The sequence below is a fragment of the Aeromonas sp. 601039 genome, assembly GCF_049174415.1.
Classification (GTDB): domain Bacteria; phylum Pseudomonadota; class Gammaproteobacteria; order Enterobacterales; family Aeromonadaceae; genus Aeromonas; species Aeromonas veronii_A.
In genome coordinates, this window is record NZ_JAAKTL010000002.1 from 252,540 (window position 1) to 277,559 (window position 25,020).

Annotated in this window: 19 protein-coding genes and 1 tRNA gene; 15 read left to right on the forward strand and 5 right to left on the reverse strand. The window is 58.3% G+C overall.

The annotated features are described in order from the left end of the window. The first annotated feature begins 83 nt into the window (after positions 1–83). Positions 84–1,391 (forward strand): D-amino acid dehydrogenase, encoded by a 1,308-nt coding sequence (locus tag G5195_RS02990; RefSeq protein ID WP_323670585.1) that lies wholly within the window; start codon positions 84–86, stop codon positions 1,389–1,391. Between the two features lie 361 nt (positions 1,392–1,752). Next, on the forward strand, positions 1,753–2,865 hold the full coding sequence (asd, locus tag G5195_RS02995) for an aspartate-semialdehyde dehydrogenase (protein WP_005345266.1): 1,113 nt from the start codon (positions 1,753–1,755) through the stop codon (positions 2,863–2,865). A 113-nt stretch (positions 2,866–2,978) separates the two neighbouring features. On the opposite strand, the gene fdhD is transcribed toward asd, so the two are convergent. The 5 genes from fdhD to G5195_RS03020 all read right to left on the reverse strand — a co-directional run bounded on the left by fdhD (position 2,979) and on the right by G5195_RS03020 (position 9,671). Further along, positions 2,979–3,815 carry a formate dehydrogenase accessory sulfurtransferase FdhD gene (gene fdhD, locus G5195_RS03000; protein ID WP_421235855.1) on the reverse strand — a complete coding sequence of 279 codons (837 nt, stop codon included), beginning with the start codon at positions 3,813–3,815 and terminating at the stop codon, positions 2,979–2,981. Between the two features lie 20 nt (positions 3,816–3,835). Next, a complete protein-coding gene (locus G5195_RS03005) occupies positions 3,836–5,968 on the reverse strand; it encodes a sigma 54-interacting transcriptional regulator (protein WP_421235804.1) in 2,133 nt (710 codons plus the stop codon). A 417-nt stretch (positions 5,969–6,385) separates the two neighbouring features. Next, entirely contained in the window at positions 6,386–6,784 is a 399-nt protein-coding gene (locus tag G5195_RS03010) for a hypothetical protein (protein ID WP_005351584.1), read from the reverse strand. Between the two features lie 96 nt (positions 6,785–6,880). Beyond that, positions 6,881–9,025 (reverse strand): formate dehydrogenase subunit alpha, encoded by a 2,145-nt coding sequence (fdhF, locus tag G5195_RS03015; RefSeq protein WP_139435270.1) that lies wholly within the window; start codon positions 9,023–9,025, stop codon positions 6,881–6,883. 46 nt (positions 9,026–9,071) lie between these two features. Beyond that, positions 9,072–9,671: a 4Fe-4S dicluster domain-containing protein gene (locus G5195_RS03020; RefSeq protein ID WP_421235805.1), complete on the reverse strand. Its 600-nt coding sequence runs from the start codon at positions 9,669–9,671 to the stop codon at positions 9,072–9,074. Between the two features lie 599 nt (positions 9,672–10,270). Between G5195_RS03020 and G5195_RS03025 the strand changes: the two genes are divergently transcribed. From G5195_RS03025 to selA, 13 genes are all read left to right on the forward strand, one after another. Continuing rightward, positions 10,271–11,815 carry an HNH endonuclease signature motif containing protein gene (locus G5195_RS03025; protein ID WP_421235806.1) on the forward strand — a complete coding sequence of 515 codons (1,545 nt, stop codon included), beginning with the start codon at positions 10,271–10,273 and terminating at the stop codon, positions 11,813–11,815. Between the two features lie 129 nt (positions 11,816–11,944). Then, the gene (locus G5195_RS03030) at positions 11,945–12,367 is read left to right on the forward strand and encodes a GNAT family N-acetyltransferase (RefSeq protein ID WP_421235807.1); all 423 of its coding nucleotides are present in this window, start codon (positions 11,945–11,947) and stop codon (positions 12,365–12,367) included. 530 nt (positions 12,368–12,897) lie between these two features. After that, positions 12,898–14,766, forward strand: coding sequence for a low affinity potassium transporter Kup (gene kup / locus G5195_RS03035; protein WP_075114750.1), 1,869 nt, complete (start codon positions 12,898–12,900; stop codon positions 14,764–14,766). A gap of 597 nt (positions 14,767–15,363) precedes the next feature. Continuing rightward, entirely contained in the window at positions 15,364–16,029 is a 666-nt protein-coding gene (locus tag G5195_RS03040; RefSeq protein ID WP_005351526.1) for a 4Fe-4S dicluster domain-containing protein, read from the forward strand. Continuing rightward, positions 16,029–17,900, forward strand: coding sequence for a hydrogenase 4 subunit B (hyfB, locus tag G5195_RS03045; protein WP_421235808.1), 1,872 nt, complete (start codon positions 16,029–16,031; stop codon positions 17,898–17,900). The genes G5195_RS03040 and hyfB overlap by 1 nt, the downstream gene beginning before the upstream one ends. Before the next feature lies 1 nt (position 17,901). Then, on the forward strand, positions 17,902–18,855 hold the full coding sequence (locus G5195_RS03050; RefSeq protein WP_421235809.1) for a respiratory chain complex I subunit 1 family protein: 954 nt from the start codon (positions 17,902–17,904) through the stop codon (positions 18,853–18,855). An 80-nt stretch (positions 18,856–18,935) separates the two neighbouring features. Further along, positions 18,936–20,654 (forward strand): NADH-quinone oxidoreductase subunit C, encoded by a 1,719-nt coding sequence (locus G5195_RS03055; RefSeq protein ID WP_421235810.1) that lies wholly within the window; start codon positions 18,936–18,938, stop codon positions 20,652–20,654. A gap of 9 nt (positions 20,655–20,663) precedes the next feature. Then, a complete protein-coding gene (locus G5195_RS03060) occupies positions 20,664–21,209 on the forward strand; it encodes a formate hydrogenlyase complex iron-sulfur subunit (RefSeq protein ID WP_421235811.1) in 546 nt (181 codons plus the stop codon). After that, positions 21,209–22,024, forward strand: a complete 816-nt coding sequence (locus G5195_RS03065) for an NADH-quinone oxidoreductase subunit B family protein (protein WP_005301886.1) — start codon at positions 21,209–21,211, stop codon at positions 22,022–22,024. The genes G5195_RS03060 and G5195_RS03065 overlap by 1 nt, the downstream gene beginning before the upstream one ends. Further along, positions 22,017–22,430 carry a formate hydrogenlyase maturation HycH family protein gene (locus G5195_RS03070; protein WP_011706331.1) on the forward strand — a complete coding sequence of 138 codons (414 nt, stop codon included), beginning with the start codon at positions 22,017–22,019 and terminating at the stop codon, positions 22,428–22,430. The genes G5195_RS03065 and G5195_RS03070 overlap by 8 nt, the downstream gene beginning before the upstream one ends. Next, positions 22,430–22,921, forward strand: a complete 492-nt coding sequence (hycI, locus tag G5195_RS03075) for a hydrogenase maturation peptidase HycI (RefSeq protein WP_421235812.1) — start codon at positions 22,430–22,432, stop codon at positions 22,919–22,921. Before G5195_RS03070 ends, hycI begins: the two co-directional genes overlap by 1 nt. A 213-nt stretch (positions 22,922–23,134) precedes the next feature. After that, a tRNA-Sec gene (locus tag G5195_RS03080) sits at positions 23,135–23,226 on the forward strand. Between the two features lie 314 nt (positions 23,227–23,540). After that, positions 23,541–25,019, forward strand: coding sequence for an L-seryl-tRNA(Sec) selenium transferase (gene selA, locus G5195_RS03085; protein ID WP_421235813.1), 1,479 nt, complete (start codon positions 23,541–23,543; stop codon positions 25,017–25,019). Position 25,020: the final 1 nt, after the last annotated feature.

Below are 25,020 nucleotides of genomic sequence, written 5' to 3' on the forward strand. Positions count from 1 at the left end.
CACCAAACACCAGCTTGTGACAGGCAAGCAGACGGAGATCCCAATCCTGCGCAGAGCGGTTGAATATCCTGTGGCGGCTGATTATGGTGGTGGCCACATCAGGAGATCAGTCAAGGAAAGACGATATGGAGATAGTGGTTCTCGGTGGCGGCGTGATAGGGGTAACCAGCGCCTGGTATCTGGCCAAAGCGGGTCACAAGGTGACCCTGCTGGAGCGACAAGGTGGCGTCGCCCTTGAAACCAGCCATGCCAACGCCGGGCAGATATCCCCGGGTTATGCGGCCCCCTGGGCGGCCCCCGGCATTCCCCTCAAGGCCGCCAAGTGGATGCTGCAAAAGCATGCCCCCTTCACTGTGCGCCCCACTGCCGACCCCTTCCAGCTACGCTGGATGCTCAGAATGCTCGCCAACTGCACCCCGACCGCCTATGCCACCAACAAGGGGCGCATGGTGCGTCTGGCCGAATACAGCCGCGACTGCATGAAGCTGCTGCGTGATGAGCTGAACATCGATTACGAAGGGCGCCAGCTCGGCACCCTGCAGCTGTTTCGCAGCCAATCCCAGCTCGATGCCAGTCAGCGCGATATCGAGGTGCTGGAGGAGTATGGCGTCCCCTACCAGTCGCTCGATGCCAGCGGCTGCGAAGCGGCAGAGCCTGCGCTGGCACGGGTGCGCGGAAAAATCGTCGGCGGCTTGCGTCTGCCCGGCGACGAGACCGGCGACTGCTTCCGCTTCACCAAGGCCCTTGCCCTTGAAGCCGAGAAGCTCGGGGTCAAGTTTGTCTTCAACTGCGATATCGACGAGATTGAGCAAGCACGCGGCCGCGCCGTGGCGGTGCGGGCGGGCGAGCAGCGCTATCGCGCCGATGCCATCGTCTGCGCGCTCGGCAGTTATGCCACCGGTTTTCTACGGCCGCTGCTGCGCCCGCTCGGGCTCGAACTGCCGGTCTATCCGGTCAAGGGCTACTCCCTCACCCTGCCGATGATCAATGCCGAGGCCGCGCCGCGCAGTACCGTGCTCGATGAGACCTACAAGGTGGCCATCACCCGTTTTGACGAGCGGATCCGGGTCGGCGGCATGGCGGAGCTGTCGGGCTACAACCTCGCCCTTAATCCGAGGCGCCACGACACCCTGGCGATGGTGGTGGGCGATCTCTTCCCCGAGGGGGGCGATATCAGCCAAGCCGAGTTCTGGACCGGCCTGCGCCCCATGACGCCGGATGGCACCCCGCTGGTGGGGCCGAGCCCCATTCCCGGCCTCTGGCTCAATACCGGCCACGGCACCCTGGGCTGGACCATGGCGGCCGGTTCGGGTCAGCTGTTGTGCGATCTTATCAGCGGCAGCGAGCCCGCCATCAGCGATGAGGGGCTCACTCTGGCCCGTTACGGCTAAGCGCCCAAGCTGTCGGGCTGTTTCACTCGCCAACTAAGCCCTCAGACAACAGCAGAGGACGTCCTCAACCGCTTTATTGACAGGCCACCGCCAATAACGGTGGCCTTTTCGTCTGATGTTGACCTTCTCCCTCCCCGTCTGCCTGAGCGGTAGTCTGGCTGCCGGTTAATGCAGCAAACGGCACAGAATATTGCGCAATTCGACTTGCGCAAGCCGTCACAATCCGTAATGTGGATAGACGCATTTTTCGCAGCGCATATTTTTTAAATGGCCTGTAAACCGCTTGTAAACAGGCGTCGCCAGACAAGGGGTTACGGGTGTCATCGCAAGTTTCTTTAGCAGCAATCCAGGGTAGGACAATATGAAAAAAGTAGGTTTGGTCGGTTGGCGTGGCATGGTGGGATCGGTTCTGATGAGCCGGATGCAGGAAGAGCAGGATTTCGCCCATATTCAACCCACATTCTTCACCACCTCCCAGGCCGGTGAGGCCGCTCCCAACTTCGGCGTCGATGCCGGTACTCTGCAAGACGCCTTCGATATCGAGGCGCTGGCCAAGCAGGATATCATCATCACCGCGCAAGGCGGCGACTACACCAAGGATGTCTATCCGCGCCTGAAAGCCGCCGGCTGGCAGGGTTACTGGATTGACGCCGCCTCCTCCCTGCGGATGGAGAAAGACGCCGTCATCATTCTGGATCCGGTCAACGGCGATGTGATTGAACAGGCCCTGAACGATGGCATCAAGACCTTCGTTGGCGGCAACTGCACCGTCAGCCTGATGCTGCTGGCCCTAGGCGGCCTGTTCAAGGCCGATCTGGTGGAGTGGGTGAGTGTGGCCACCTATCAGGCGGCCTCCGGTGGCGGTGCCCGTCATATGCGCGAGCTGGTTACCCAGATGGGGATGCTGCGCGACGAAGTAGCGGTCGAGCTGGCAGACCCTGCCTCCGCCATCCTCGACATCGAGCGCAAGATCACCGAGAAGACCCGCTCCGGCACCCTGCCGGTGGACAACTTCGGCGTACCGCTGGCCGGCGGCCTTATCCCCTGGATTGACACCAAGCTCGACAACGGCCAGAGCCGTGAAGAGTGGAAAGGTCAGGCCGAGACCAACAAGATTTTGGGTATCGAGAACGCTGTCATTCCGGTGGATGGTCTGTGCGTGCGGATCGGTGCCCTGCGCTGCCACAGCCAGGCGTTCACCATCAAGCTGAAAAAAGATGTGCCGCTGGCGGAGATCGAAGCGCTGCTGGCTGCCCACAACGACTGGGTGAAAGTGATCCCCAACGATCGCGACATCACCGCCCGCGAGCTGACTCCGGCGGCCGTCACCGGTACCCTCAGCATTCCAGTTGGTCGTCTGCGCAAGCTCAATATGGGCCCGGAGTATCTGGCCGCTTTTACCGTGGGTGACCAGCTGCTGTGGGGCGCCGCCGAGCCGCTGCGCCGCATGCTGCGTATCCTGCTGGCGCGCTAATCCGCTACAGCAGCAGATACAACAAGGGCGGGGAGTCACACTCCCCGCCCTTTTTCATTGCCTGTTTTCGTGACCCGTTTAGCGGGTTTGCAGCCTTGCGCTCACGCTTGCCGTTACTTGAGCAGGATTCGCTGGCACCCGCTGTAGATCTCGGCCCGCCCGGGACGGCAAAAGCCCACCAGAGTGAGCCCGGTCTGCTCGGCCCGCTCGACCGCAAGCTCGGTGGCAGCGGAGATGGCGAGCAAGATCTCCACCCCGGCGCTGGCGCACTTTTGCACCATTTCGAAGCTGGCGCGGCTGGTCACCAGAATGGCACCGTCACGGCGACCCGTGCGGCACAGATGGCCCACCAGCTTGTCCAGCGCAATATGGCGCCCCACATCCTCGCGGATGGCGAGAATATTGCCCTCACCATCCAGATGCACTGCCGCATGGGTGGCGCCGGTGCGCTGACCCAGCAACTGGAGCGGGCGCAGCGCGCTCAATACCTTGTCGATATGCCCTACCGCCAGACGCTGGCTGTCGGGCACGCTTGGCTGGGTGCGGATCACCTGCTCCAGACTCTCGCTGCCGCAGATGCCGCAACCGGTACGCCCCGCGAGCGTGCGCCGCTTCTCTTTAAGGCGATGGACGCAGCGATTGGCCAACGTGATATGCAGCTCAATCCCCTGACAGCCGTCGATCTGCTCGATGTCATGGATATCGAGCAGACTGTCGATGATCCCCTCGGATAGCGAAAACCCGATGGCGAAATCCTCCAGATCGGAGGCCGAGCACATCATCACGCTGTGGGCGATACCGTTGTAGACCAGCGCCACCGGCGTCTCGGAGGGGAGCGCCATTTCGCTGTCGCAGGTCAGTGCATCGGCGCGGTAGTGCACCACCTCGCGGTGGATAGCGCAGCGGGCCAGCTCGTTCTGTTCGCTCGATTCTCTCTGCTCACTCCGCATCTCAAGCTCTATGGCCTCTCTCATGGTGCGACCCCGTCAATGATCTCGGGATCTCTGGCCGAAATGCCGAGCCGCTTCATTTTCGAAAGCAAGGTGGTGCGCTTCATGCCGAGGCGGTTGGCTGCCCCCCGTTCGCCAGCGACTATGCCGTTGCAGTCGCGCAGGGCGGCGATGATCGCCTCGCGCTCATCAATCGGCCCCTCCTCGGCAAAGAGCGGCGTGGCGGGCTCGTCATAGACCAGGGTCTCAATCTTGTGGTAACCCTTGAGCGGCATCAGCTCATCGGGCGAGAGGTTGAGCACATGGCCGCGGGTCATCACCACGGCGCGCTCGATGACGTTCTCCAGCTCGCGAATATTGCCGTACCAGGGCAGCGACACCAGCATCTTCATCGCATCGGCGGGGATGGAGGTGATGGTGCGGCGCATCCGCTTGGCGATCTTCTTGATAAAGAAATTGACCAGCAGCGGAATATCCTCGCGCCGCTCGCGCAGGGGCGGCAGCTCGATGGGAAAGACGTTGAGGCGGTAGTAGAGATCGCTTCGAAAGCGCTTGTTCTTGACCATGGAGAGCAGATCGCAGTTGGTGGCGGCCACCAGCCGCACATCCACTGCTATTGGGTTGCTGTTACCCACCCGCTCCAGCTCGTGCTCCTGCAATACCCGCAACAGTTTGGGCTGCAAGTCCAGCGGCATATCCCCCACTTCATCGAGGAACAGGGTCCCCTTGTGGGCCCGCTCGAAGCGGCCGATGCGCTGGCTCAGTGCCCCGGTAAAGGCCCCCTTCTCATGGCCAAAGAGATCGCTCTCGATAAGGCCGGTCGGGATGGCGGCGCAGTTCACCTTCACCATCTCGTGATCGTGGCGGGCACTCAGGGCGTGAATGGCCTGGGCGATCAGCTCCTTGCCGGTGCCGGTCTCGCCGAGGATCAGCACGGTACTGTCGCTCTCGGCCACCAGCCGCACCTTCTCCAGCACACTCTCCATCACCGCGCTCTGGTAGATGATGTGGGGGAACTCCCCCTGCATCTGCGGCTCGTTGATGCGAATGGTCTTCTCTTTGGCACCATTGGTGTTGGAGATCTCCTGCTGCGCCTGCACGTTGTTCATGGCAATCGCCGTGCGCGCCGCCACCTGCTCCAGCAAGGAGATATCGATATCGGCAAAGAAGTCGGCGTTGGGGTGCGAGAGGATCAACACCCCCAGCAGATTGCCCCGATAACGCAGCGGCAAAATGCAGGAGCTGTCGGCCTCGGGCGGCAGGATCTGGGAGGTAAAACGGCAGCGATTGCTGCAGCCGTGGCCGTGTTCGCGATAGACAAAAAACGGCTCGCTGTGGCCAAGGGCCCCCTGCAGACACTTCTTTTCAAAACAGGAGTGATCGATGATGCCCGGCTGATCGCTCTGCTGCTGGTTGACCAGATAGCTCTTGAAGCTGTCGGAGGTGGCGTTGTACTCCGCCAGACACAAACTGCTGATGCCAAAGTGGTGGTGCAGGATGGTAAACAGGCTCTTGGGCAGCTCGGCGATACGCACCAGTTTGATCACTGCGTTGGTCACATCCACCAGAATTTTGCAGCTGTCGCGCTCAAGGCGCAGGGAGTTGGCCTGCTCCAGGGTGCGCTCCTTGTCGAGCACGTTCTCCAGCGCAATGGCGATAATGGCCGCCAGCTGGGTCAGCTTGGCCAGGGTCTCCATGGTGAAGCTGTCGAGCTGGGTGTTGATAAACTCGACCCCGCCAAGGTGGCTGCGGGCGGTGGTGATGGGGAGCTGGCAGTAGGAGCGCAGCCCCCCGTAGACCCCTTCGCGATCCAGCGCCGGGCAGCGATTCTCAAAGCGGGCGGCAGCGAGAATGATGGCCTGTTCCGGGGTCTCTTTGGCAGGACGGGGGGAGAGGTGCAGCTCTGCCTTGGGGCAGACCAGATGCTTTGGGCCGGAATGTCCCATGAAGTAGAAGATGGCCTCCTCGTCCGCACCCATGTTGAGGATCAGGTTGACCCGGGTCACGCCGCCGAAGCTGGCATCTATCTTGTTGAGTTTGTGGATAAAATCATCGAGCGTCACGGCCGACAGGAGGGATTTGGAGAGCAGGAGGAAACCGTCGTCCCAGATGGGAGAGATCTCGTCCAGGGGGATGGCACTCACATTTAGCATTGCGGCCTCACGTTATATCGATTTAGTCACCAGTCAGGCTGTCCATGCCATCGCATCACGACAAGCACCCGTCACCAAAATAAATAGCCGCAGCCCGTAAAAACGGCTGCCAATAAGAAAAGCGGTGACGAAAATTGTCGCATGTTGCAATTCCAGAGTTGTTATTAACGAACGACAACAAAAAGTAACATCGTTATCGGGGGATATATTGGAATGGCGACTCATCATAGATGAGCTCAAATTTCATTACAATCCGATTTAATATATCTGATGGCCATATTTAACCGGTTATTTCATCAGTTCTTGATCTCAATTAAGGCGCCTGAAAAGTGGGCCGCCGTCAACTGTCAGATCTGCCCTTTCCTCTTCGCTGGCTGCGGGTTTCGAGATGGCGTTTGCTGCCCATCCATCGGCAATTTACGAGGTGATGATCCGGCTGTGGCAGCACTTCAGGCCACCGAAGATAAAGAGGGCCGACAAGCTCTGGAAGGCCATCAGCAGCCAGCTGGCGTTGTCGGCAAGCTCGGCGGTGACGCTCTGATGCGTGAGGTAGACCAGCAGGGTGATCACCCCCAGCAGCAGGCCGTTGATCAAGGTGGTGGAGATAAACCCGATCAGCCAGGCACTGGAAATACTCAAAGCAGAAAATACGCTGCTCATGGCGAGCCGTGCCGCCATAAAACAGCCGAAAAAACCGAAGCCGAGCAGAAATATCATCTCGTCGCGCCAAATATAGCAACCTATTCCCAGCAATATCGCCGCCAGATAGGTGCCAATATAGAAAAGTCCGAATAAGCGACCAATTTCATGTTGCATCATTTACTCCCCTTTTTTTGGGTAATAAAAGGGTGCCCGACTCGATAAATCCGAGTCGGGTTCCCTTATTTGTGCAGAACCTCGTTTTTAGGGCGATCAGCCCTTGGCTGCGCTGCGCAATTTCGCCTTGAGCGCGCTGTATTCAGTCTGGACGTACACTTCCGCCTCAGGCTGATTGTCGATGCGCTCGATCTTCACCGCGCAATACTTGTACTCCGGCGTGTGGGAGACGGGATCGACGTGCTCGATGGTGAGCTCGTTGCAGGCCCCGATCCACCACTGGTAGGTCATGTAGACCACCCCGGCGTTGACCCGGTCGTTGTAGTTGGCGCGGGTGATCACCTTGCCACGGCGCGACGAGATCCAGACCAGCGCCTGATCCTTCACCCCAAGCTTTTTGGCATCGCTCGGGTGGATCTGCACATAGCCCGGCTCATCGGCCAGGGTCTGCAGCGCCGAGCAGTTGCCGGTCATGGAGCGGCAGGAGTAGTGACCCACCTCGCGCACGGTGGAGAGCACCAGCGGGTACTCGGCACAGGGCTGCTCCAGCGGCGGCCGCCACTCGGAGGCAATCAGCTGACCCTTGCCGCTCGGGGTGGTGAACACATTTCCCTCGAACAGGGTGCTGGTGCCCGGGTGATCCTCGGTCGGGCAAGGCCACTGCACGCTCTTGAGATCGGCCATCTTGTCGTAGCTGACCCCGGCGTAGAGCGGGCAGAGCGCACGCATCTCGTCCCAGATCTCTTCGGTGTTGTGGTACTCCATGGGATAACCCATGGCGGTCGCCATCAGCGAGAAGATGGCCCAGTCCGGTTTCACGTTCTCGGGGGGCGTCACCGCCTTGTAGAAGCGCTGGAAGCCGCGATCAGCCGAGCTGTAGACCCCTTCATGCTCGCCCCAGCTGGTGGCGGGCAGAATGACGTCGGCCATCTCGGCGGTCTGGGTCATGAAGATATCCTGCACGATCACCAGCTCCATCCCCGCCAGAGTGCGACGGAACTGACCGAGATCTGCCTCGGTCTGAGCCGGATCTTCACCAAAGATGTAGAAGGCCTTGCACTTGCCCTCCTCTACCTTATGGCCAAGCTCGGTCAGGCGATAGCCGGGTTTCTGGGACAGAGACTCCACGCCCCACGCCTTGGCGAACTTGGCGCTGATGGCGGGATCGGCCACCGACTGATAACCCGGGAACTGGTGGGGCAGCATCCCCATGTCACAGGTGCCCTGCACGTTGTTCTGACCACGTACCGGCCCGCAGCCGGTGCCGCGGCGACCGAAGTTGCCGGTCAGCAGCGCCAGACCCGCCAGCCCCTTGACCACGTCCACCGCCTGACCGTACTGGGTCACCCCCATGCCCCACAGGATCATGGACGCAGGCGACTCGGCATAGGTGCGAATGGCGGCGCGGATATCGGCGGCTTTGAGGCCAGTGATACCTTCGACATATTCCGGGGTGTACTTGGCCACCGTCGCCTTGAAGGTCTCGAACCCTTCGGTGTAGTTGGCGACAAAGGCCTTGTTATAGAGCCCTTCATTGATCAACACGTTGGCGAAGGCGTTCACCAGCGCCATGTTGGAGCCGTTTTTGAGCGGCAGCCACTGATCGGCGATACGGGCGGTCTCCACCATGCGGGGATCACACACAATCACCTTGGCCCCGTTTGCCTTCGCCTTGAGGATATGGCGAGCGACGATGGGGTGAGAGTCAGCAGCGTTGTAACCAAACACCAGCAGGCACTTGGTCTCTTGAATTTCGGGAATGGCGTTGCTCATGGCGCCGTTGCCTACAGTTGTCTCCAGACCGGAGACTGAGGGTGCGTGTCACACCCTCGCGCAGTGGTCGACGTTGTTCGTCCCAATCACCGCACGGGCAAATTTTTGCATCACATAGTTGGCTTCATTGCCGGGGCCACGGGCAGAGCCGGTGGTCATGATGGCGTCCGGGCCATATTTCGCCTTGATGGCGGAGAGACGGCTGCTGGCGAACGCGATCGCTTCATCCCAGGAGACGGCCTCGAACTTGCCACCGCGCTCGCGGCGGATCATCGGGCTCTTGAGACGGGGGGTCAGCAGGTTGGTGTCGTTCAAAAAATCCCAACCGTAATAGCCCTTGAGGCAGAGCTGCCCCTCGTTGGTCCGGCCGTTGGCGCCTTCGGCCCCCACCACCTTGTCGTTTTCAACCAGCAGGTTGATTTTGCAACCGGTGCCGCAATAGGGGCACACGGTAATGACTTTTTTCATGACTCACACTCTTGTTTGTTAACGAAAAACGGCTCGGCAAGCCCGCTCACACCCGCGCCGGCATCGCCAGCAGTGCCTCGGCACTGGCCAGCTGCTTCTGCCGGTTCAGGGTTTCAAGATGCTCCGGCGTGACCAACCGCAGCGCCTGGGTCGGGCAGACCTCGACACAGGCCGGGCCCGCCTCGCGGTGACGGCAGAGATCGCACTTGAGCGCCTGCGCCTTGGTCTGTGGACGCTTGAAGAGCGAATCCACAGCCGGGGGCACCTCTTTGAGCACCACCGCAATGGCGCCGTAAGGACATGCCACCACGCAGGACTTGCAGCCGATGCAGCGCTCCTGCAACACCTTGACGCAACCATCCTCGCTGACGATGGCATTGTTCGGGCAGGCCATGGCGCACGGCTTGTCTTCACACTGGCGGCAGAGCACCGGCGTGGTCACCTTGCTGCCCACGATCACCTTCAGGCGCGGCTGAAAGTAGCTGTCCTTGGAGACCAGATGTCCATCCTCGATGGCAAGATGCAGGCCGCCCTCCCGCTCAAGGGTCCCGCTGCAAGACCCTGACTGGTGTGAAACGGCGCAGGCCACCTCACAGGTACGACACCCAATACAGAGACTGGGATCTGCAATCACGAAGCTGTTCATAGAGAGGGATCCTAAATGGTTCGTTACACCGGGCCGCCCGCCGACAGGCAAAGAGGCGGCCAGCCCCCCACAAAGCATTTATCAGACCAAAACGGGCAAAGGGTGCGATAAAAATTTACAAGCAACTGAAAATAAAGGAGTAATCAGAAAGGAATACGTGCGGATTGCCGCCCCTGACGAAGGTGACGACGGGATGGGAAGTGTGATCGACACGACAAAAGTGACGAGCTCGACACCGGCTGACCAACCCCTGCCCCACGCGATAAACGCGGGGAATAAACAACACCATCAAAAAGGATGTCGAGGCCGCTAGTTGCTTGGTTTTACTATCGCGCCAGTCCAGCAGCATCAAGCTAGGCTGAATAATAAACCAGCACATATTGATAAATTTATTGAGCCAGCGCGGATTTTCAACTCCTGCTCCTTCAGTTTTTCTACTGTCCAGTTACTATGGCTCACTTGGCAACCAGCTCTATTGGTCTCAAATTCCTCTTGGTGAATACAACAGCGGTTGTTAGACCTCACAAGAACTAGAGATAGTACTTGTGATCAATATAATTCGAATAGGTTTTCTTGTAATTTTTAAAAAGGGAATAAATATGTCTCAAAAGCTGTTCTTGGATGCCCTAATAGGAAGGGATGATTTTGAAGTGCAAGATCAAGCACATAATTCTCAAGGCCCACATAAAACTACTCTCAGCTATGGGGATTTTGAAATTCCAGGTTTCTTTTTCTCATCATTACGCAAACCAGATTTTCAACGGGAAACAAATGAGTGGGATGTCGAAAAAGTAAAAGACTTGGTTGAAAGTTTTCTTGATGGTGATTTGGTTCCTGCAATAATTCTTTGGAAGTATGCTGATAGTTATACTTTTGTAATTGATGGTGCGCACAGGATTAGTGCTATAGCAGCATGGGTTAATGATGACTATGGTGATGGTAAAATATCAAGAAAATTTTTTGATAACGCAATTCCTGAGCAACAAATTGAAGCTGCTAAAAAGGCTCGTCAACTGATCAATAATGAAATCGGTTCTTTTAAAGACTTTAAAGACGCGCTATATGAACCAGACGTAGCAGCAGAACACGTCAGGAAAAGACTTAAAAACTTCGGAACTAGAGCATTGCAGTTGCAGTGGGTTGATGGTGATTCAAAGAAAGCAGAAAGTAGCTTCTTTAAAATAAATCAAAAATCCACACCCATCAGCGATACTGAAATATCAATACTAGAGGCAAGAAGAAAGCCTGTAGGCCTATGCTCCAGAGCTATTTTAAGAGGTGGTCAAGGATATAAATACTGGAATGTTTTTGAGCCAGATTTATCACAAAAAATTCAGCATGAAGCGGAAGTGATTAATGATCTAATATTTAAGCCCCAGCTACTAACACCGATAAAAACTCTTGATTTGCCACTGGGTGGAAAAAATCATGCTAGTAATTCACTATCTATGGTTTTCGAATTGGTGAAATTACTTGGCGCAAGTAGCAATGATGAAGATAAAACCGGTGAAGAAACACTGAAAGCATTAATTGACATAAGAAAATCCCTCCAACTAGTTAATGATAACCATCCCTCATCATTAGGACTTCATCCAGCTATATACATATACAGTCAATCAGGAAATTTCAGAGTTAGTTGCTTCCATGCAGTGATTATTTTCACAAAAGAGCTTTCTGAAAACAATAAACTAAATATTTTTACAAAATATCGTTCAGAATTTGAAAGTATAATTGTAAAATCAGATGTTTTGATTCAGCAAATAGTTAGAAAAGCAAGGCAGGCTAACAAAGCCGTAATACCTCTCGTTAGGTTTTTACATGTAATACTAGAAAAGTTATCAACCGAAACAGAAGTGGACGACGTTTTACTAGAGTTAGGGAAGTCAACTGAGTTTTCCTATATAAATATAGATGAAGTATACCAATCAGATACAGAATCAGCATCATTCTCAAAGTCAACGAAGAGTGCTGCATATATCTCTGAGGCTATATCTTTAGCACCAAAATGTAAGATATGTGGTGGACTTCTACATTCAAAGTCAATTTCAATTGATCATAAGGTTAGAAAAGAAGATGGCGGGATGGGAAACTATGATAATGCGCAACTTACACATCCATATTGCAACAGCACTTATAAGAACTGATTAAATTATTATATAGTACCGTAGGGTGCAATAAGCGCAGCGCATTGCACCTCTTGCCTCTTTTAGTATTTGGTGCAATTCACTTCGTTCATTGCACCCTACGATTACATTTTAATGGAGTAAGATTTGATGAATATAAAAATCCATAATGAACATAAAGATGACATATTCAATGTACTCGTTGATAACCTTAGACAATTTAACTTTGATAAAATGGGAGAGGAGCGCTCCCAACCTTTAATTGTTGCCATTCATGATGATAATGACGAAGTTGTCGGTGGTATTGCCGGACGTACTATTTATCATCAACTGTTGATCGAAGTACTTTGGGTACACAATGAGAAGAGAGGACAGGGGCTCGGCATTCAATTAATGGAGATTGCTGAACGCGAGGCACAAAAACGGGGATGTATTGCTGCTCAAGTCGACACCCTCTCATTTCAGGCACCCAAATTTTATGAAAAAATGGGATTTAAAATAGTCGGTAAAGTAAGCGGCGTTAAAAATAGTCCTGACCGCTACTTTTTATTGAAGCACTATCATGGAGAGTAGTAATTACTGTAGGGTGCAATAAGCGCAGCGCATTGCACCTCTTGCATTTTTAATTAGCGGTGCAATTCACTTCGTTCATTGCACCCTACCTTTCTCCTCTGACACATAAAGACTCCATCGCGGCTTAACAGCATCCCCTTTGCCATCCTGCCAGCAATTAATTAGCGATTACTTTATCGTCTATTTATTATCCGTTTGGAAAAAGACTCCAGCCAAACCACTTCGCTAGATAAAACAAACAGTTGCCCGATTCCCCGCCATATATTTCAATCGCCGGATAATTAATTCCCTTACTCAAATTGAACTTTTGATTATTTATAACTGAGCATACTCCCGCAAAGTGTGTGTCATTATAAGCTTAATGACAGATGAACAGACTGTGTTCCATGACAAGCAGATCACTATTCCGTTAGCGCCCTTTCCCATCGCAATCCATTAATTTTCTCCCGATTAAATATCACGACTCTCTTGGTAGGTCGGGCAGCTGTGCGTTGGCAAACGTGTAAACATCAAACTGACAAGATGAACTCATGAACTGTGATAAACAACAAGCCATGTCCGGCGTCATGCTGGCGGCGATTGGCGTAGTCTATGGTGATATCGGCACCAGCCCGCTCTATACCTTGCGCGAGTGCCTGTCAGGTCAATTCGGATTCGGCGTCGAGCCGGCCTCCATTCTCGGCTTTCTCTCGCTGATCTTCTGGCTGCTGATCCTGGTGGTGTCGGTCAAGTACCTCTCCTTTGTGATGCGGGCCGACAACGCCGGCGAGGGTGGCATTCTCACCCTGATGTCGCTGGCGACCCGCAACGCCTCCACCCGCTGGACGCCGCTGCTGATCATCCTCGGCCTGATTGGCGGCAGCTTCTTCTATGGCGAGGTGGTGATCACCCCGGCGATGTCGGTGATGTCGGCCATTGAGGGTCTGAGCATTCTCACCCCCGCCCTCGACCCCTATATCGTCACCCTCTCGGTGCTGGTGCTGACCCTGCTGTTTGCCATCCAGAAACATGGCACCGCCATGGTGGGCAAGCTGTTTGCCCCCATCATGCTGATCTGGTTTATGACGCTGGCGGTGCTGGGGCTGCGCGGTATCATCCACAACCCCGAGGTGCTGGGGGCGCTCAACCCCGTCTGGGCGGTGCGCTTCTTTGTCCAGTACCAGACCACCTCCTTCTTTGCCCTCGGCGCCGTGGTGCTGGCCATCACCGGGGTGGAGGCGCTCTACGCGGATATGGGTCACTTTGGCAAAAATCCAATCCGCCTCGCCTGGTTTATCGTGGTGCTGCCCTCCCTGGTGCTCAACTACTTCGGTCAGGGGGCGCTGCTGCTGAGCAACCCCGCCGCCATTGCCAACCCCTTCTTCCTGCTCGCGCCGAAATGGGCGCTGGTGCCGCTGCTGCTCTTGGCAACCATGGCGACGGTGATCGCCTCGCAGGCGGTGATCTCCGGGGTCTTTTCGCTGACCCGGCAGGCGGTGCGCCTCGGTTATCTCTCCCCCATTCGCATCGTTCACACCTCCGAGCAGGAGTCCGGCCAGATCTATATTCCGGTCATCAACTGGATGCTCTATATCTCGGTGGTGATCGTCATCATGAGCTTCGAGCACTCCAGCAATCTGGCGGCGGCCTACGGCATCGCCGTAACCGGCACCATGGTGCTCACCTCCATTCTCTCCTGCTCGGTAGCCAAGAACAGCTGGCACTGGAACAAGTATCTGGTGGCTATCCTGTTTGCCGCGCTGCTCTGTATCGATGTGCCGCTCTTTGCCGCCAACCTCGCCAAGATCTTCTCCGGCGGCTGGCTGCCGCTCACCCTGGGCGCGGTGATGTTCACCGTGATGACCAGCTGGAAGAGCGAGCGCTTTCAGCTTATTCGTCGCCTGAACGAGCACGGCAACTCGCTGGAGCCAATGATCGCCTCGCTGGAGAAATCCCCGCCAACCCGGGTGGCCGGCACTGCGGTCTATATGTCGCGGGTGGTCAATGTGATCCCCCATGCGCTTCTGCACAACCTCAAGCACAACAAGGTGCTGCACGAGCGGATCATCCTGCTCACCCTGCGGGTGGAGGATGTGCCCTACGTCCACAATGTGCGCCGGGTCTGCATCGAGCAGCTCTCCCCCACCTTCTGGCGGGTGGTAGCGAGCTACGGCTGGCGCGAAACTCCGAACGTGGAGGAGATCTTCCACCGCTGCAACGCCGAGGGGCTCAGCTGCCGGATGATGGAGACCTCGTTCTTTATGGCCCACGAGTCACTCATCATGAAAGACCGCCCCTGGTATCTCTATCTGCGCGGCAAGCTCTTTATGCTGCTGCAGCGCAACGCCCTGCGCGCCCCGGATCAGTTCGAGATCCCGCCCAACCGGGTTATCGAGCTGGGTTCGCAGGTGGATATCTGATGGCGTGTTGATGGCCTCTTAAAGGCATAGAAAACCTCAGCAAGTAGAGAGGGAGGCATGGGCCTCCCTCTCTTGTTTCCGTTAACTCAGTTACCGGCCCCCTCATCCCCAACCCTTCTCCCGCGAGGGGAGAAGGGGGCAAACCACATCGCCCCCCACAGACATCCCACCGTAGGGTGCAACAAGCGCAGCGCCGTGCACCGCGAACATATGGCTGACCTCCCCCCTCATCCCCAGCCCTTCTCCCGCAAGGGGAGAAGGGAGCAAACCACATCGCCCCCTCAGACATCCCACCGTAGGGTGCAACAAGCGCAGCGCCGTGCACCGCGAACATATTTGAAAGCGGTGCAATTCACTGCGTTCTTTGCACCCTACTTATGCTGCGTTTTCCAAGGTGACGAACCCTCCGGGCGGCTTCGTCACAAGTGACGAACGTCACAGTTCGACAGCCACATTCGCACCTTCACTCAACCACACCAAGATTTTTATTTATTTAAAAACAGCCACTTAAAACCAATTTCGCAGCAAAAACCATTCTGGCCCGTATCTTGCCAACCTGCCCCTACTTTCTCCGTTCGCGACACGACAAGGTAGGCTATGAACCGCTTCGTTATCGCTGACCCCAAGCTTTGTATCGGCTGTGGCACCTGTATGGCGGCCTGCAGCGAGGTACACAAGGCACAAGGTTTGCAGCAAGCCCCCCGTTTAACCGTTATGCGACACGAGCAGGCGACCATGCCGGTTCAGTGCCGTCACTGTGACGATGCCCCCTGCATCAAGGTGTGCCCGGTCGAGGCAATTCGCCAGACCGGCGATTGCGTGCAACTCAACGAGTCGCTCTGCATCGGCTGCAACCTCTGCGCCGTGGCCTGCCCCTTTGGCGCTATCCAGAGCGGCGGCAGCCGTCCGGTGGCCGTGGCCACCAGTTACGACACCTATATCCCCTGCTCCATCCGCTCCAGCAACCCCTCCACCTCCGCTGGCCTGCGCTGCTTTGGCGAGGATCTGCTGAGCTGGGAGCCGGGGGTGCGCAGCATCGCCGTCAAGTGCGACCTGTGCGAGTTTCGCGCCGATGGCCCGGCCTGTGTCGGAGCCTGCCCCTCCCAGGCATTGAAGCTGGTCAATGACGGCGACACCGAACGCGCCGCCCGTATCCGTCGCCAGCAAGCGGCCGACACCAACCCGCAAGGGGCCTCTGCCTTCTCGGCGCCTGCCACGGCGCTCCCTGCATCCGATTTATCTACCACAGAGGGAGTTCGCTGATGTTGTCCCCCCTTGTCATGGCCACGCTCCTGCTCTTTTTGCTGGGCGCTGCCGCCGGTTTGCTCCTGCAAAAACTGCCCGCACTGGCCAACCGTCTCAATAGCGGCTTTGCCCTGCTGGGCTCGCTCGCGGGTCTGGTCGCCGCCATCCAGATCTTTGCCCAAGGCGCGCCCGTCGACGGCCAGCTCTGGCTGTTGGGCTCGGTGCATCTGGATATGCTGGCCGCGCTGATGCTGCTGGTGATTAGCACCGTCGGCGTCGCCGTCGCCCTCTACTCCTTTGCCTATATCCGCGAATATCAGGGCAAGGGGGATGTGGCCATCGGCGCGCTGATGAACCTCTTCCTCTTTGCCATGGTGGGCATGGTGCTGGCCGACAACGCGCTCGGTTTCTTGCTCTGCTACGAGCTGGTGACCCTCACCACCTACTGGCTGGTCAAGACCAACCCGGAGGCTGCCAAACAGAGCCGCCTCTACCTGGTGATGAACCATATCGGCATGGCGCTGGTGCTGGTCGCCTTCTGGCTGCTCTGCCGCGAAAGCGGCTCGCTGGAGTTCGCCGCGCTGCGCGAGCACCATCTGGCGGGCGGTTTGGCATCCCTGGTGTTCCTGCTCAGCTTCTGCGGCTTTGGCCTGCGCGCCGGTTTCGTGCCGCTGCACGGCTGGTTGCCGGTGGCCGAGCCCGTTGCGCCGTCCCATATCTCGGCGCTGATGTCCGGCGTCATGGTGAAGCTGGGTCTCTTTGGCATTTTGCGGGTCTGCATCGATTTTCTCGGCGCCAGCCAGCTCTGGTGGGGCTATGTGGTGCTGATCTTCGGTGCCTGCTCGGCGGTGCTCGGGGTGCTGTTTGCGCTGGCCGAACACGACCTCAAGCGGCTGCTCGCCTACCACACGGTGGAGAACATCGGCATCATCCTGATGGGGATGGGCATCGGCATGATCGGCATCGCCAACCAGCAACCGGCGCTGGTGGTGCTGGGGCTGCTCGGCGCCCTCTATCACCTGCTCAACCACGCCATCTTCAAGAGCCTGCTCTTTATGGGTACCGGCTCTGTGATGTTCCGCCTGCACACCCGTGACATGGACAAGATGGGGGGGCTGGCCAAGCTGATGCCCTGGACTGCGCTGGCGTTTCTCATCGGTGCCATGGCCATCTCGGCGCTGCCGCCGCTCAACGGCTTTGTCAGCGAGTGGTTTATCTACCAATCCCTGCTCTCCATGACCAAGCTCGGCACCTCCGTCGTCGCGCCGCTCGCGGTAGTGATGCTGGCGGTAACCGGCGCCATGGCGGTGATGTGTTTCGTCAAGGTGTACGGCATCTGCTTCTGCGGCGCCCCGCGCAGCGAGAAAGCGAGTCACGCCCGCGAAGTGCCGGGCGCCATGGTGGCAGGCACCCTGCTGCTGGCCGCGGTCTGTCTGGTGCTGGGTCTGGGCGCCCCCTGGATTGCCCCCCATATCGCCAGCTATGGCCAAGCCTTGGTTGCCAGCCAAATGAGTGTCGCCACCGGCGCCACCCTGCTGCCGCTCGATAGCAGTCAAGCGATCCTCTCCCCGCCCGTTATCGCCATCACCTTGCTGGGTCTGTTCCTCATCCCGCTGCTGGTACTGGCCATCTTCAAGGGGCCCAAGCTGGGTCGTCGTCACGCTGGCACCCCGTGGGCTTGTGGTTACGCCTACGAGGAGCGCATGAGCCTCACCTCGGGCGGTGTCACCCACACCTTGCGCCAACTCTGCGCGCCGCTCTATCGCAAGCAACCGCAGCTCGATCTGGCCAGCGCCCTGCACGGGGTGAGCGATACCAGCGGGACAACCGGCTGGCTGCTGCACGGCCTTGTGCTGGCGCTCTTTATCCTGATGGCTGTAGGAGTCTGATATGCCTGTTCTTGAAATGCCGAGCTGGGGCATGGTTGCCCTCGCCCTGACCCAGGCCATCGCCATGCTGGCGCTGGCGCCGCTCGCCACCGGTTTCAACCGGGTGCTGCGGGCCAAGATGCACTCCCGTCAGGGGCCGGGCCTGCTGCAGGATTACCGGGATATCGCCAAGCTCCTGCGCCGTCAGGAGGTGAGCCCCGAGCCTGCCGGCATCATCTTCAACCTGATGCCTGCGCTGCTCATTGCCGCCCTCTTGCTGGTAGGGATGGCGCTGCCGACCCTGACTCATGAGTCCCCCTTCCCCATTGCCGGGGATCTCATCACCGATATCTATCTGTTCGCCATCTTCCGCTTCTTCTTCTCCCTCTCGGGGCTCGACAGCGGCAGCATGTTTGCAGGGATCGGCGCCCGCCGCGAGCTGACCCTCGGCATTCTGGTGGAGCCCATTCTGGTGCTCGCCTGCTTCATCATGGCGATGATGGTGGGCAGCTCGGATCTGGGCAATATCAGCAGCTATGTAGCGACCCAGCCACTGGCCGCCCCCATCGCTACCCTCTTGGCGGGTGCCGCCTGCGCCTTCGCGGTGTTTGTCGAGATGGGCAAGCTGCCCTTTGACTGCGCCGAAGCCGAGCAGGAGCTGCAAGAGGGGCCGCTCACCGAGTATTCCGGTGCGGGCCTGGCCCTGCTCAAGCTCTCCATCGGCCTCAAGCAACTGGTGGTGGTGCAGCTCTTTCTGGTCATTTTCCTGCCCTTCGGCAAGGCGGCCAACTGGAGTCTGCCTGCGCTCATCGGCGCGGCGCTGATCCTCGCCTGCAAGCTGCTGGTGGCCTTTTTGCTGGCCGGCATCATCGAAAACGCCATGGCCCGTACCCAGTTCGTGCGCACCCACAAGCTCACCCGCTACGGCTTGGGGCTGGCCCTGCTGGCGCTGCTCGCCTATCTGGTCGGGATCTGAATCATGCCCGCCAGCACAGCAACTTTTTCCGATTTCACCTTTACCGAATGCTCATTCCCGAACATTAAAGTGAGAACTGCATGACCATCGCCATTTCGGATCGCATCGGCTGCGACTACATCCAGCAGGTGCGAGCACAACTGCCCCACGCCATCGTCGACGAGGAGTGGCAAACCGCCGATCAGGCCACCATCACCGTCAAACCCACCAGTCTGGTCGAGACCGCCAGCCTGATCTTCCATCAGCTGGGGGGCTGGCTTCCGCTCTCCTTTGCCAATGACGAGCGCAGCCTCAACGGCCACTTCGCCGTCTACCACGTCTTCTCCATGGAGGGCGACCCCAAGTGCTGGATCACCGTCAAGGTGCTGGTGGATGCCGATACCCAGGAGTACCCCTCCATCACCCCGACCATTCCGGCGGCGGTGTGGGGCGAGCGGGAGATCCGCGACATGTACGGCCTGCGCGCCATCGGCCTGCCGGACGAACGCCGTCTGGTACTGCCGGATGACTGGCCGGAGGATATCCATCCACTGCGCAAGGACGCCATGGATTACCGCCAGCGCCCGATGCCCACCACCGACACCGAGACCTACCCCTTCGTCAACGAGCTGGGCAGTGATGCCAACCGCATCGTGCCGGTCGGTCCGCTGCACATCACCTCCGATGAACCGGGCCACTTTCGTCTGTTCGTCGATGGGGAAGACATCATCGATGCCGACTACCGCCTCTTCTATGTCCATCGCGGCATGGAGAAGCTGGCGGAAACCCGCATGGGCTACAACGAAGTGGCGTTTCTGACCGACCGGGTCTGCGGCATCTGCGGCTTTACCCACAGCGTCGCCTATACCACCTCGGTAGAGAACGCCATGGGTATTCCGGTGCCGGAGCGGGCGAAGATGATCCGCGCCGTGCTGCTGGAGGTGGAGCGCCTGCACAGCCATATCCTCAACATCGGCCTGTCGAGCCACTTCACCGGTTTCGACACCGGCTTTATGCAGTTCTTCCGGGTGCGGGAGAAATCCATGACCCTGGCCGAGCTGCTGACCGGCGCCCGCAAGACCTACGGCCTCAACCTGATTGGCGGGGTACGCCGCGATATCTTCAAGGAAGATCGCATCAAGGGTGCCCAGCTGGTGCGCGAGCTCCGTAATGAGCTCAACCCCCTGGTGGCCATGCTGCTGGATACCGCCAACATCTCCTCCCGCCTCATCGGTATCGGCAAGCTCGAGCCACAGATTGCCCGCGATTTCAGCTGCGTCGGCCCCATGGTGCGGGCGAGCGGCTTCAAACGTGACGTGCGCCGGGTCCACGACTTTGCCGGCTACCGCGAGCTGCCGATGGAGATCCAGACCAAGGCGGGTTGCGACGTGCAATCCCGGGTGCTGGTGCGGATCCACGAGCTCTACGACTCCCTCGACATGATTGAGTTCGGCCTTGAGCACCTGCCGGAGGGGCCGCTGTTGACCGAAGGCTTCACCTACCAGCCGGGCAAGTTTGCGCTGGGCTTTACCGAGGCGCCCCGCGGCGAGAACGTCCACTGGAGCATGACCGGGGACAACCAGAAACTGTTCCGCTGGCGCTGCCGCGCCGCCACCTACGCCAACTGGCCCGCCCTGCGCTACATGCTGCGCGGCAATACCGTGGCGGATGCACCGCTCATCATCGGCAGTCTGGATCCCTGCTACTCCTGTACCGACCGGGTCACTCTGGTCGACCCCAAGAAGGGCAAATCCACCGTGGTCTCCTACAAGGAGATCGAGCGCTACGGCATCGATCGCAAAAACTCTCCGCTGAAATAAGGGGTCATCATGATCAAGCTGTTCAAGACCATCCTCAAGGCTGGCACCCCGACCGCCAAGTACCCCTTCGCCCCTTACGAGGTAAATCGGGATTTTCGCGGCAAACCGAAATATCAGGCGGATCAGTGCATCGCCTGCTCCGCCTGCACCAAGGCCTGCCCGGCCAACGCGCTGGTGATGGAAGTGGATATGGAGACCGGCGAACGGCGCTGGGAGATCTCCATGGCGCGCTGCATCTTCTGCGGCCGCTGCGAGGAGGTCTGCCCGACCCGCGCCATCGCCCTCTCCCCCGAGTTCGAACTGGCGGTGACCAACAAGGCGGATCTTTATGAGGAGGCGCGCTTCGCGCTGGCCCCCTGCACCCTGTGCGGCACCTACTTTGCCCCGAGCAAGCTGGTGACGCTGGTGGAGGACACCCTCAAGCAGGCGGGCACACCGCTGACCAACCCGGAGCGGCTGCACCACTGCCCCGACTGCAAACGAAAGCAGAGCATGCTGAGCCAGCCTGACTCGGCCCTGATCACACCGATAGCCACACAACAGGAGTGGATGTGATGAGCAAGATCAAAGGCATAGAACCGGTTGTCGGCCATGCCCATACCCGCGCCGTGCCGCTGGCACAGGATCCCGAGATCACCAAACTCAAGAAGACCCTGCTCAAGGACATTCGCCGCTCGGCCTATGTCTACCGGGTCGATTGCGGCGGCTGCAACGCCTGCGAGATCGAGATCTTCGCCACCATCACCCCGCTGTTCGATGCCGAGCGTTTCGGCATCAAGGTGGTTGCCTCCCCCCGCCACGCCGACATCCTGCTCTTTACCGGCGCTGTGACCCGGGCAATGCGGGTACCGGCCCTGCGCGCCTACGAGGCGGCGCCCGATCCCAAGATCTGCATCGCCTACGGCGCCTGCGGCTGTGACGGCGGCATCTTCCACGACCTCTACTGCGTCTGGGGCGGCACCGACAAGATCGTGCCGGTGGATGTCTATATCCCCGGCTGCCCCCCCACACCGGCAGCCACCATCTACGGCTTTGCGGTGGCGCTCGGTCTGCTTGAGCAGAAACTCAAAGCCACCAGCCACGAGGTGCAACCGGGTGAGCGGGTCGAACTGCGCCACACCGGCATCCCCAATGAAATCCGGGTGATGATCGAACGCGAGGCGCGCCGCATGGCCGGTTACCGGCAGGGGCGGATCATCGCCGACGAGTTCATGGCCCTGCTCGAAGGGGCGACCCAGCAGGATGTGGATCTGCGCATCCAGAGCTACCTCGATCAGCACGACGATCCGCGCCTGGCGGAGATCGTCAACAACCTCGCAAACGCCTGCCTTAACCGGGCAGCCGGCAAGGGAGAGGCGGTACATGGCTGACGAGGTTTTCTTCTATCGCCTCTCGCGCAAGTTCGTCGACGAGCAGTTCGACGTCCCCGAGGAAGCAAAGGAGGTGATGTACTACAGCCTCGCCATCGGCCATCACCTCGGCATCGTCGATTGCCTGCGAGCAGACCTGGTCTGCTCGCTGACCGGTTATCGCGACTGGGTGGCCAAGCTGCCAGAGGGGAGCGAAGCGCGCCGCAAGATGGAGGGGTTTCTCACCTTTGGCGAGATCACCATCTATCGCGAGCACTGCCATATGCTGGCCTGCGCCTTCGACCGACTGCGCAAAGCCGACAATCTGCTCGATGAGCAGGAGCTGGGCTGGACCAATACCTTTATGGATCAGCTCACCGCCCTCTTTAACGACCCCCATATGTACCTGATGGTAAGGAGCCGCTGATGGGCTGCAATCTCGTGTTGACCGTGGGCAATGCCATGATGGGGGACGACGGTGCCGGCCCCTATCTCGCCGACAAACTGCAGGCCGCCCCCCTGCCCGGCTGGATCCATATCGACGGCGGCATCGCGCCGGAAAATGTGGTCTACAAGGTGCGGGAGCTGCAACCTGAGCGGGTGGTGCTGGTGGATGCCGCCGAGATCGGCGAGAAGGCGGGTACCCTGCAGGTGATCCCCCCCGAGACCATCGCCGAGATGTTTATCTTCTCGACCCACAATATGCCGCTCAATTTCCTGATCGACGAGCTCAAGACCTTTGTCCCCGAGGTGATCTTTGTCGGGGTACAACCGGCCATCGTAGCGTTCTCCTTCCCGATGACCGAGATGGTGAGCGAGGCGATGGATTATCTTTATCAGCATCTTGATGCCGCCAGTGACACCAGTCTGTTAATAGATAAACTGGATCCGTGGAATATTGCCAACGCCAAGCGGTGATTATTTATCGAGTTGTTAACGACCGTTATTGACCGACGGTTCCGGCAATGTGATCGAGGCCCGATGTTAAATTAAAAACATCGGGCTAATTGTGCTGAATTTGATATAAAACAAGGTTCTTTGATTTTTTCAAAAAATCGCTAACTCTCGCTTTTTTATGACAAAAAAAGCGTTGCCAGTCACAGAAATTTGCCACAAAATGGCGACCGTTACGGAAGTTGATGGGGTCTGGTGGCCTCCTCGGTCTTCAAAACCGATGTGAGCCGAGAAGGCTTTGGCAGGTTCGATTCCTGCCTCTTCCGCCAAATTTATCTATTGAACAAATACTCTCCCGCTGAATTTTTTGGCCTGGATGTTATTTCCATTGTTTGTTCAACATGTTTGAAGTAATACCTTAAAAAAGGTGCTTGCCGCTTGCCAATATAATCCGAACTCAGGTTATCTCGCTGGCCAAAAATTAATTTATCAGCATCGATGCAGCATTAATTTATACCCGCTCATTTATGCACCCAGTTTGCACTCATCCGCAAATCGCCAGCAGTGCCATAACCCGTCAGCTCGGCCTCTCTATCGGCAAACCGGTGCGCATCCCGAACCCACGCACTGCACTGGTAATCCCATGCCGAACTCGTCTCACGCGTCAGCCATCCCCCACCGCCAGCCCGCATCAGGTACGGCTGCCGACGATTCACTGCCAGATTCACAGCAACAGCCCGGCCAGCAACCAACGCGCCGTTTGCCGCAAGTGGAACAGCTGCTGCAGCAACCCTTTCTCGCCGGTTTTATCGAAACGCTGAGCCGCCCGCTGGTGACTCAGGCGGTGCGCGACACCCTGAGCGAGCTGCGCCAGAGCGAAGATTTTCGCCATCATGGCGTTGCCCCCGAGCAGATCGAGGCGCTGATTGCCAAGCGCTGCCGACAGCAGTTGCGCCAGCGTCAAACCCGGGTGATCAACGCCACCGGCACCCTGGTGCATACCAATCTGGGGCGCTCGCCATTAAGTCACGAGCTGTGGGACGAGGTGCGTGACCTCAACACCGGCTACAACAATCTGGAGCTGGATCTCGCCACCGGCAAGCGCGGCGGGCGCAAGGGGCTGATCGCGCCCCTGCTCCGTTGCCTCACCCAGGCCGAGGATTCGCTGGTGGTCAACAACAACGCCGCCTCGCTCTTTTTGCTGCTGCAGGAGGTGGCCAAGGGGCGCGAGGTGATCGTCTCGCGCGGCGAGCAGATCCAGATTGGCGGCGGCTTTCGCATCCCCGATATTCTGGCGCTCTCCGGCGCCAAACTGGTGGAGGTAGGCACTACCAATATCACTACCGCCAAAGATTACCTCGATGCCATCACCGATCAGACCGCGCTGGTACTGATGGTGCACAGATCCAATTTCGCCATTCGCGGCTTTACCGAATCACCCGATATCGGCGAGGTGGCCCGCGCCCTGCCCGAGCACGTGGTGCTGGCAGTGGATCAGGGCTCCGGCTTGACCAGCGAAGAGTTTGCGCCGGATGAAACCTCGGTGCGTCAGTACATCAAGGCGGGGGCAGATCTGGTCTGCTACTCCGGCGACAAGCTGCTGGGTGGCCCGCAATCAGGCATCATCAGTGGCCGCAGCGACCTTATCAAGCGGCTGGAAAAACACCCCATGATGCGCACCTTCCGCCCGAGCCGCATCGTCTACTCCCTGCTCGAACGCCTGCTCATCCACAAGCTCAACAAATCTCCCGTCGGCGAGGGTATCGCCCAGCGCACCCTGAGCAATCCGGCCGCCATGCAGGCGAGAGCCGACCAGCTGATGTCCGCCCTGCCCGGTTGTTTTGTACCCGTCCCCGCCCAGCTGGTGGTGGGCGGCGGCACATTGCCGGACGAGTTCTACCCGGCCCCTGCGCTGGAGTGCACCGACCCGCGCCCGGCCCAGCAGCTGCTCGATGATTTGCGCGAACTGCCGGTGCCGGTCATCGCCACCGTACGCCAGCAGAAGGTGCTGCTCAATATGGCCACCCTGCTGCCGGCGGAGATGGAGCTGTTGATCGCCCAACTCATGGAATTGCTGCTGCCCGCCCCGTTCAATGCAACAAATGCGACCGAGGAGCCCTGAT

Coding starts and splice junctions, on each gene's coding strand:
- G5195_RS02990 (WP_323670585.1), top strand. CDS start 84: ATGGTGGTGGCCACATCAGGAGATCAGTCAAGGAAAGACGATATGGAG.
- asd (WP_005345266.1), top strand. CDS start 1,753: ATGAAAAAAGTAGGTTTGGTCGGTTGGCGTGGCATGGTGGGATCGGTT.
- fdhD (WP_421235855.1), bottom strand. CDS start 3,815: ATGCGGAGTGAGCAGAGAGAATCGAGCGAACAGAACGAGCTGGCCCGC.
- G5195_RS03005 (WP_421235804.1), bottom strand. CDS start 5,968: ATGCTAAATGTGAGTGCCATCCCCCTGGACGAGATCTCTCCCATCTGG.
- G5195_RS03010 (WP_005351584.1), bottom strand. CDS start 6,784: ATGCAACATGAAATTGGTCGCTTATTCGGACTTTTCTATATTGGCACC.
- G5195_RS03020 (WP_421235805.1), bottom strand. CDS start 9,671: ATGAACAGCTTCGTGATTGCAGATCCCAGTCTCTGTATTGGGTGTCGT.
- G5195_RS03025 (WP_421235806.1), top strand. CDS start 10,271: ATGTCTCAAAAGCTGTTCTTGGATGCCCTAATAGGAAGGGATGATTTT.
- G5195_RS03030 (WP_421235807.1), top strand. CDS start 11,945: ATGAATATAAAAATCCATAATGAACATAAAGATGACATATTCAATGTA.
- kup (WP_075114750.1), top strand. CDS start 12,898: ATGAACTGTGATAAACAACAAGCCATGTCCGGCGTCATGCTGGCGGCG.
- G5195_RS03040 (WP_005351526.1), top strand. CDS start 15,364: ATGAACCGCTTCGTTATCGCTGACCCCAAGCTTTGTATCGGCTGTGGC.
- hyfB (WP_421235808.1), top strand. CDS start 16,029: ATGTTGTCCCCCCTTGTCATGGCCACGCTCCTGCTCTTTTTGCTGGGC.
- G5195_RS03050 (WP_421235809.1), top strand. CDS start 17,902: ATGCCTGTTCTTGAAATGCCGAGCTGGGGCATGGTTGCCCTCGCCCTG.
- G5195_RS03055 (WP_421235810.1), top strand. CDS start 18,936: ATGACCATCGCCATTTCGGATCGCATCGGCTGCGACTACATCCAGCAG.
- G5195_RS03060 (WP_421235811.1), top strand. CDS start 20,664: ATGATCAAGCTGTTCAAGACCATCCTCAAGGCTGGCACCCCGACCGCC.
- G5195_RS03065 (WP_005301886.1), top strand. CDS start 21,209: ATGAGCAAGATCAAAGGCATAGAACCGGTTGTCGGCCATGCCCATACC.
- G5195_RS03070 (WP_011706331.1), top strand. CDS start 22,017: ATGGCTGACGAGGTTTTCTTCTATCGCCTCTCGCGCAAGTTCGTCGAC.
- hycI (WP_421235812.1), top strand. CDS start 22,430: ATGGGCTGCAATCTCGTGTTGACCGTGGGCAATGCCATGATGGGGGAC.
- selA (WP_421235813.1), top strand. CDS start 23,541: ATGCCGAACTCGTCTCACGCGTCAGCCATCCCCCACCGCCAGCCCGCA.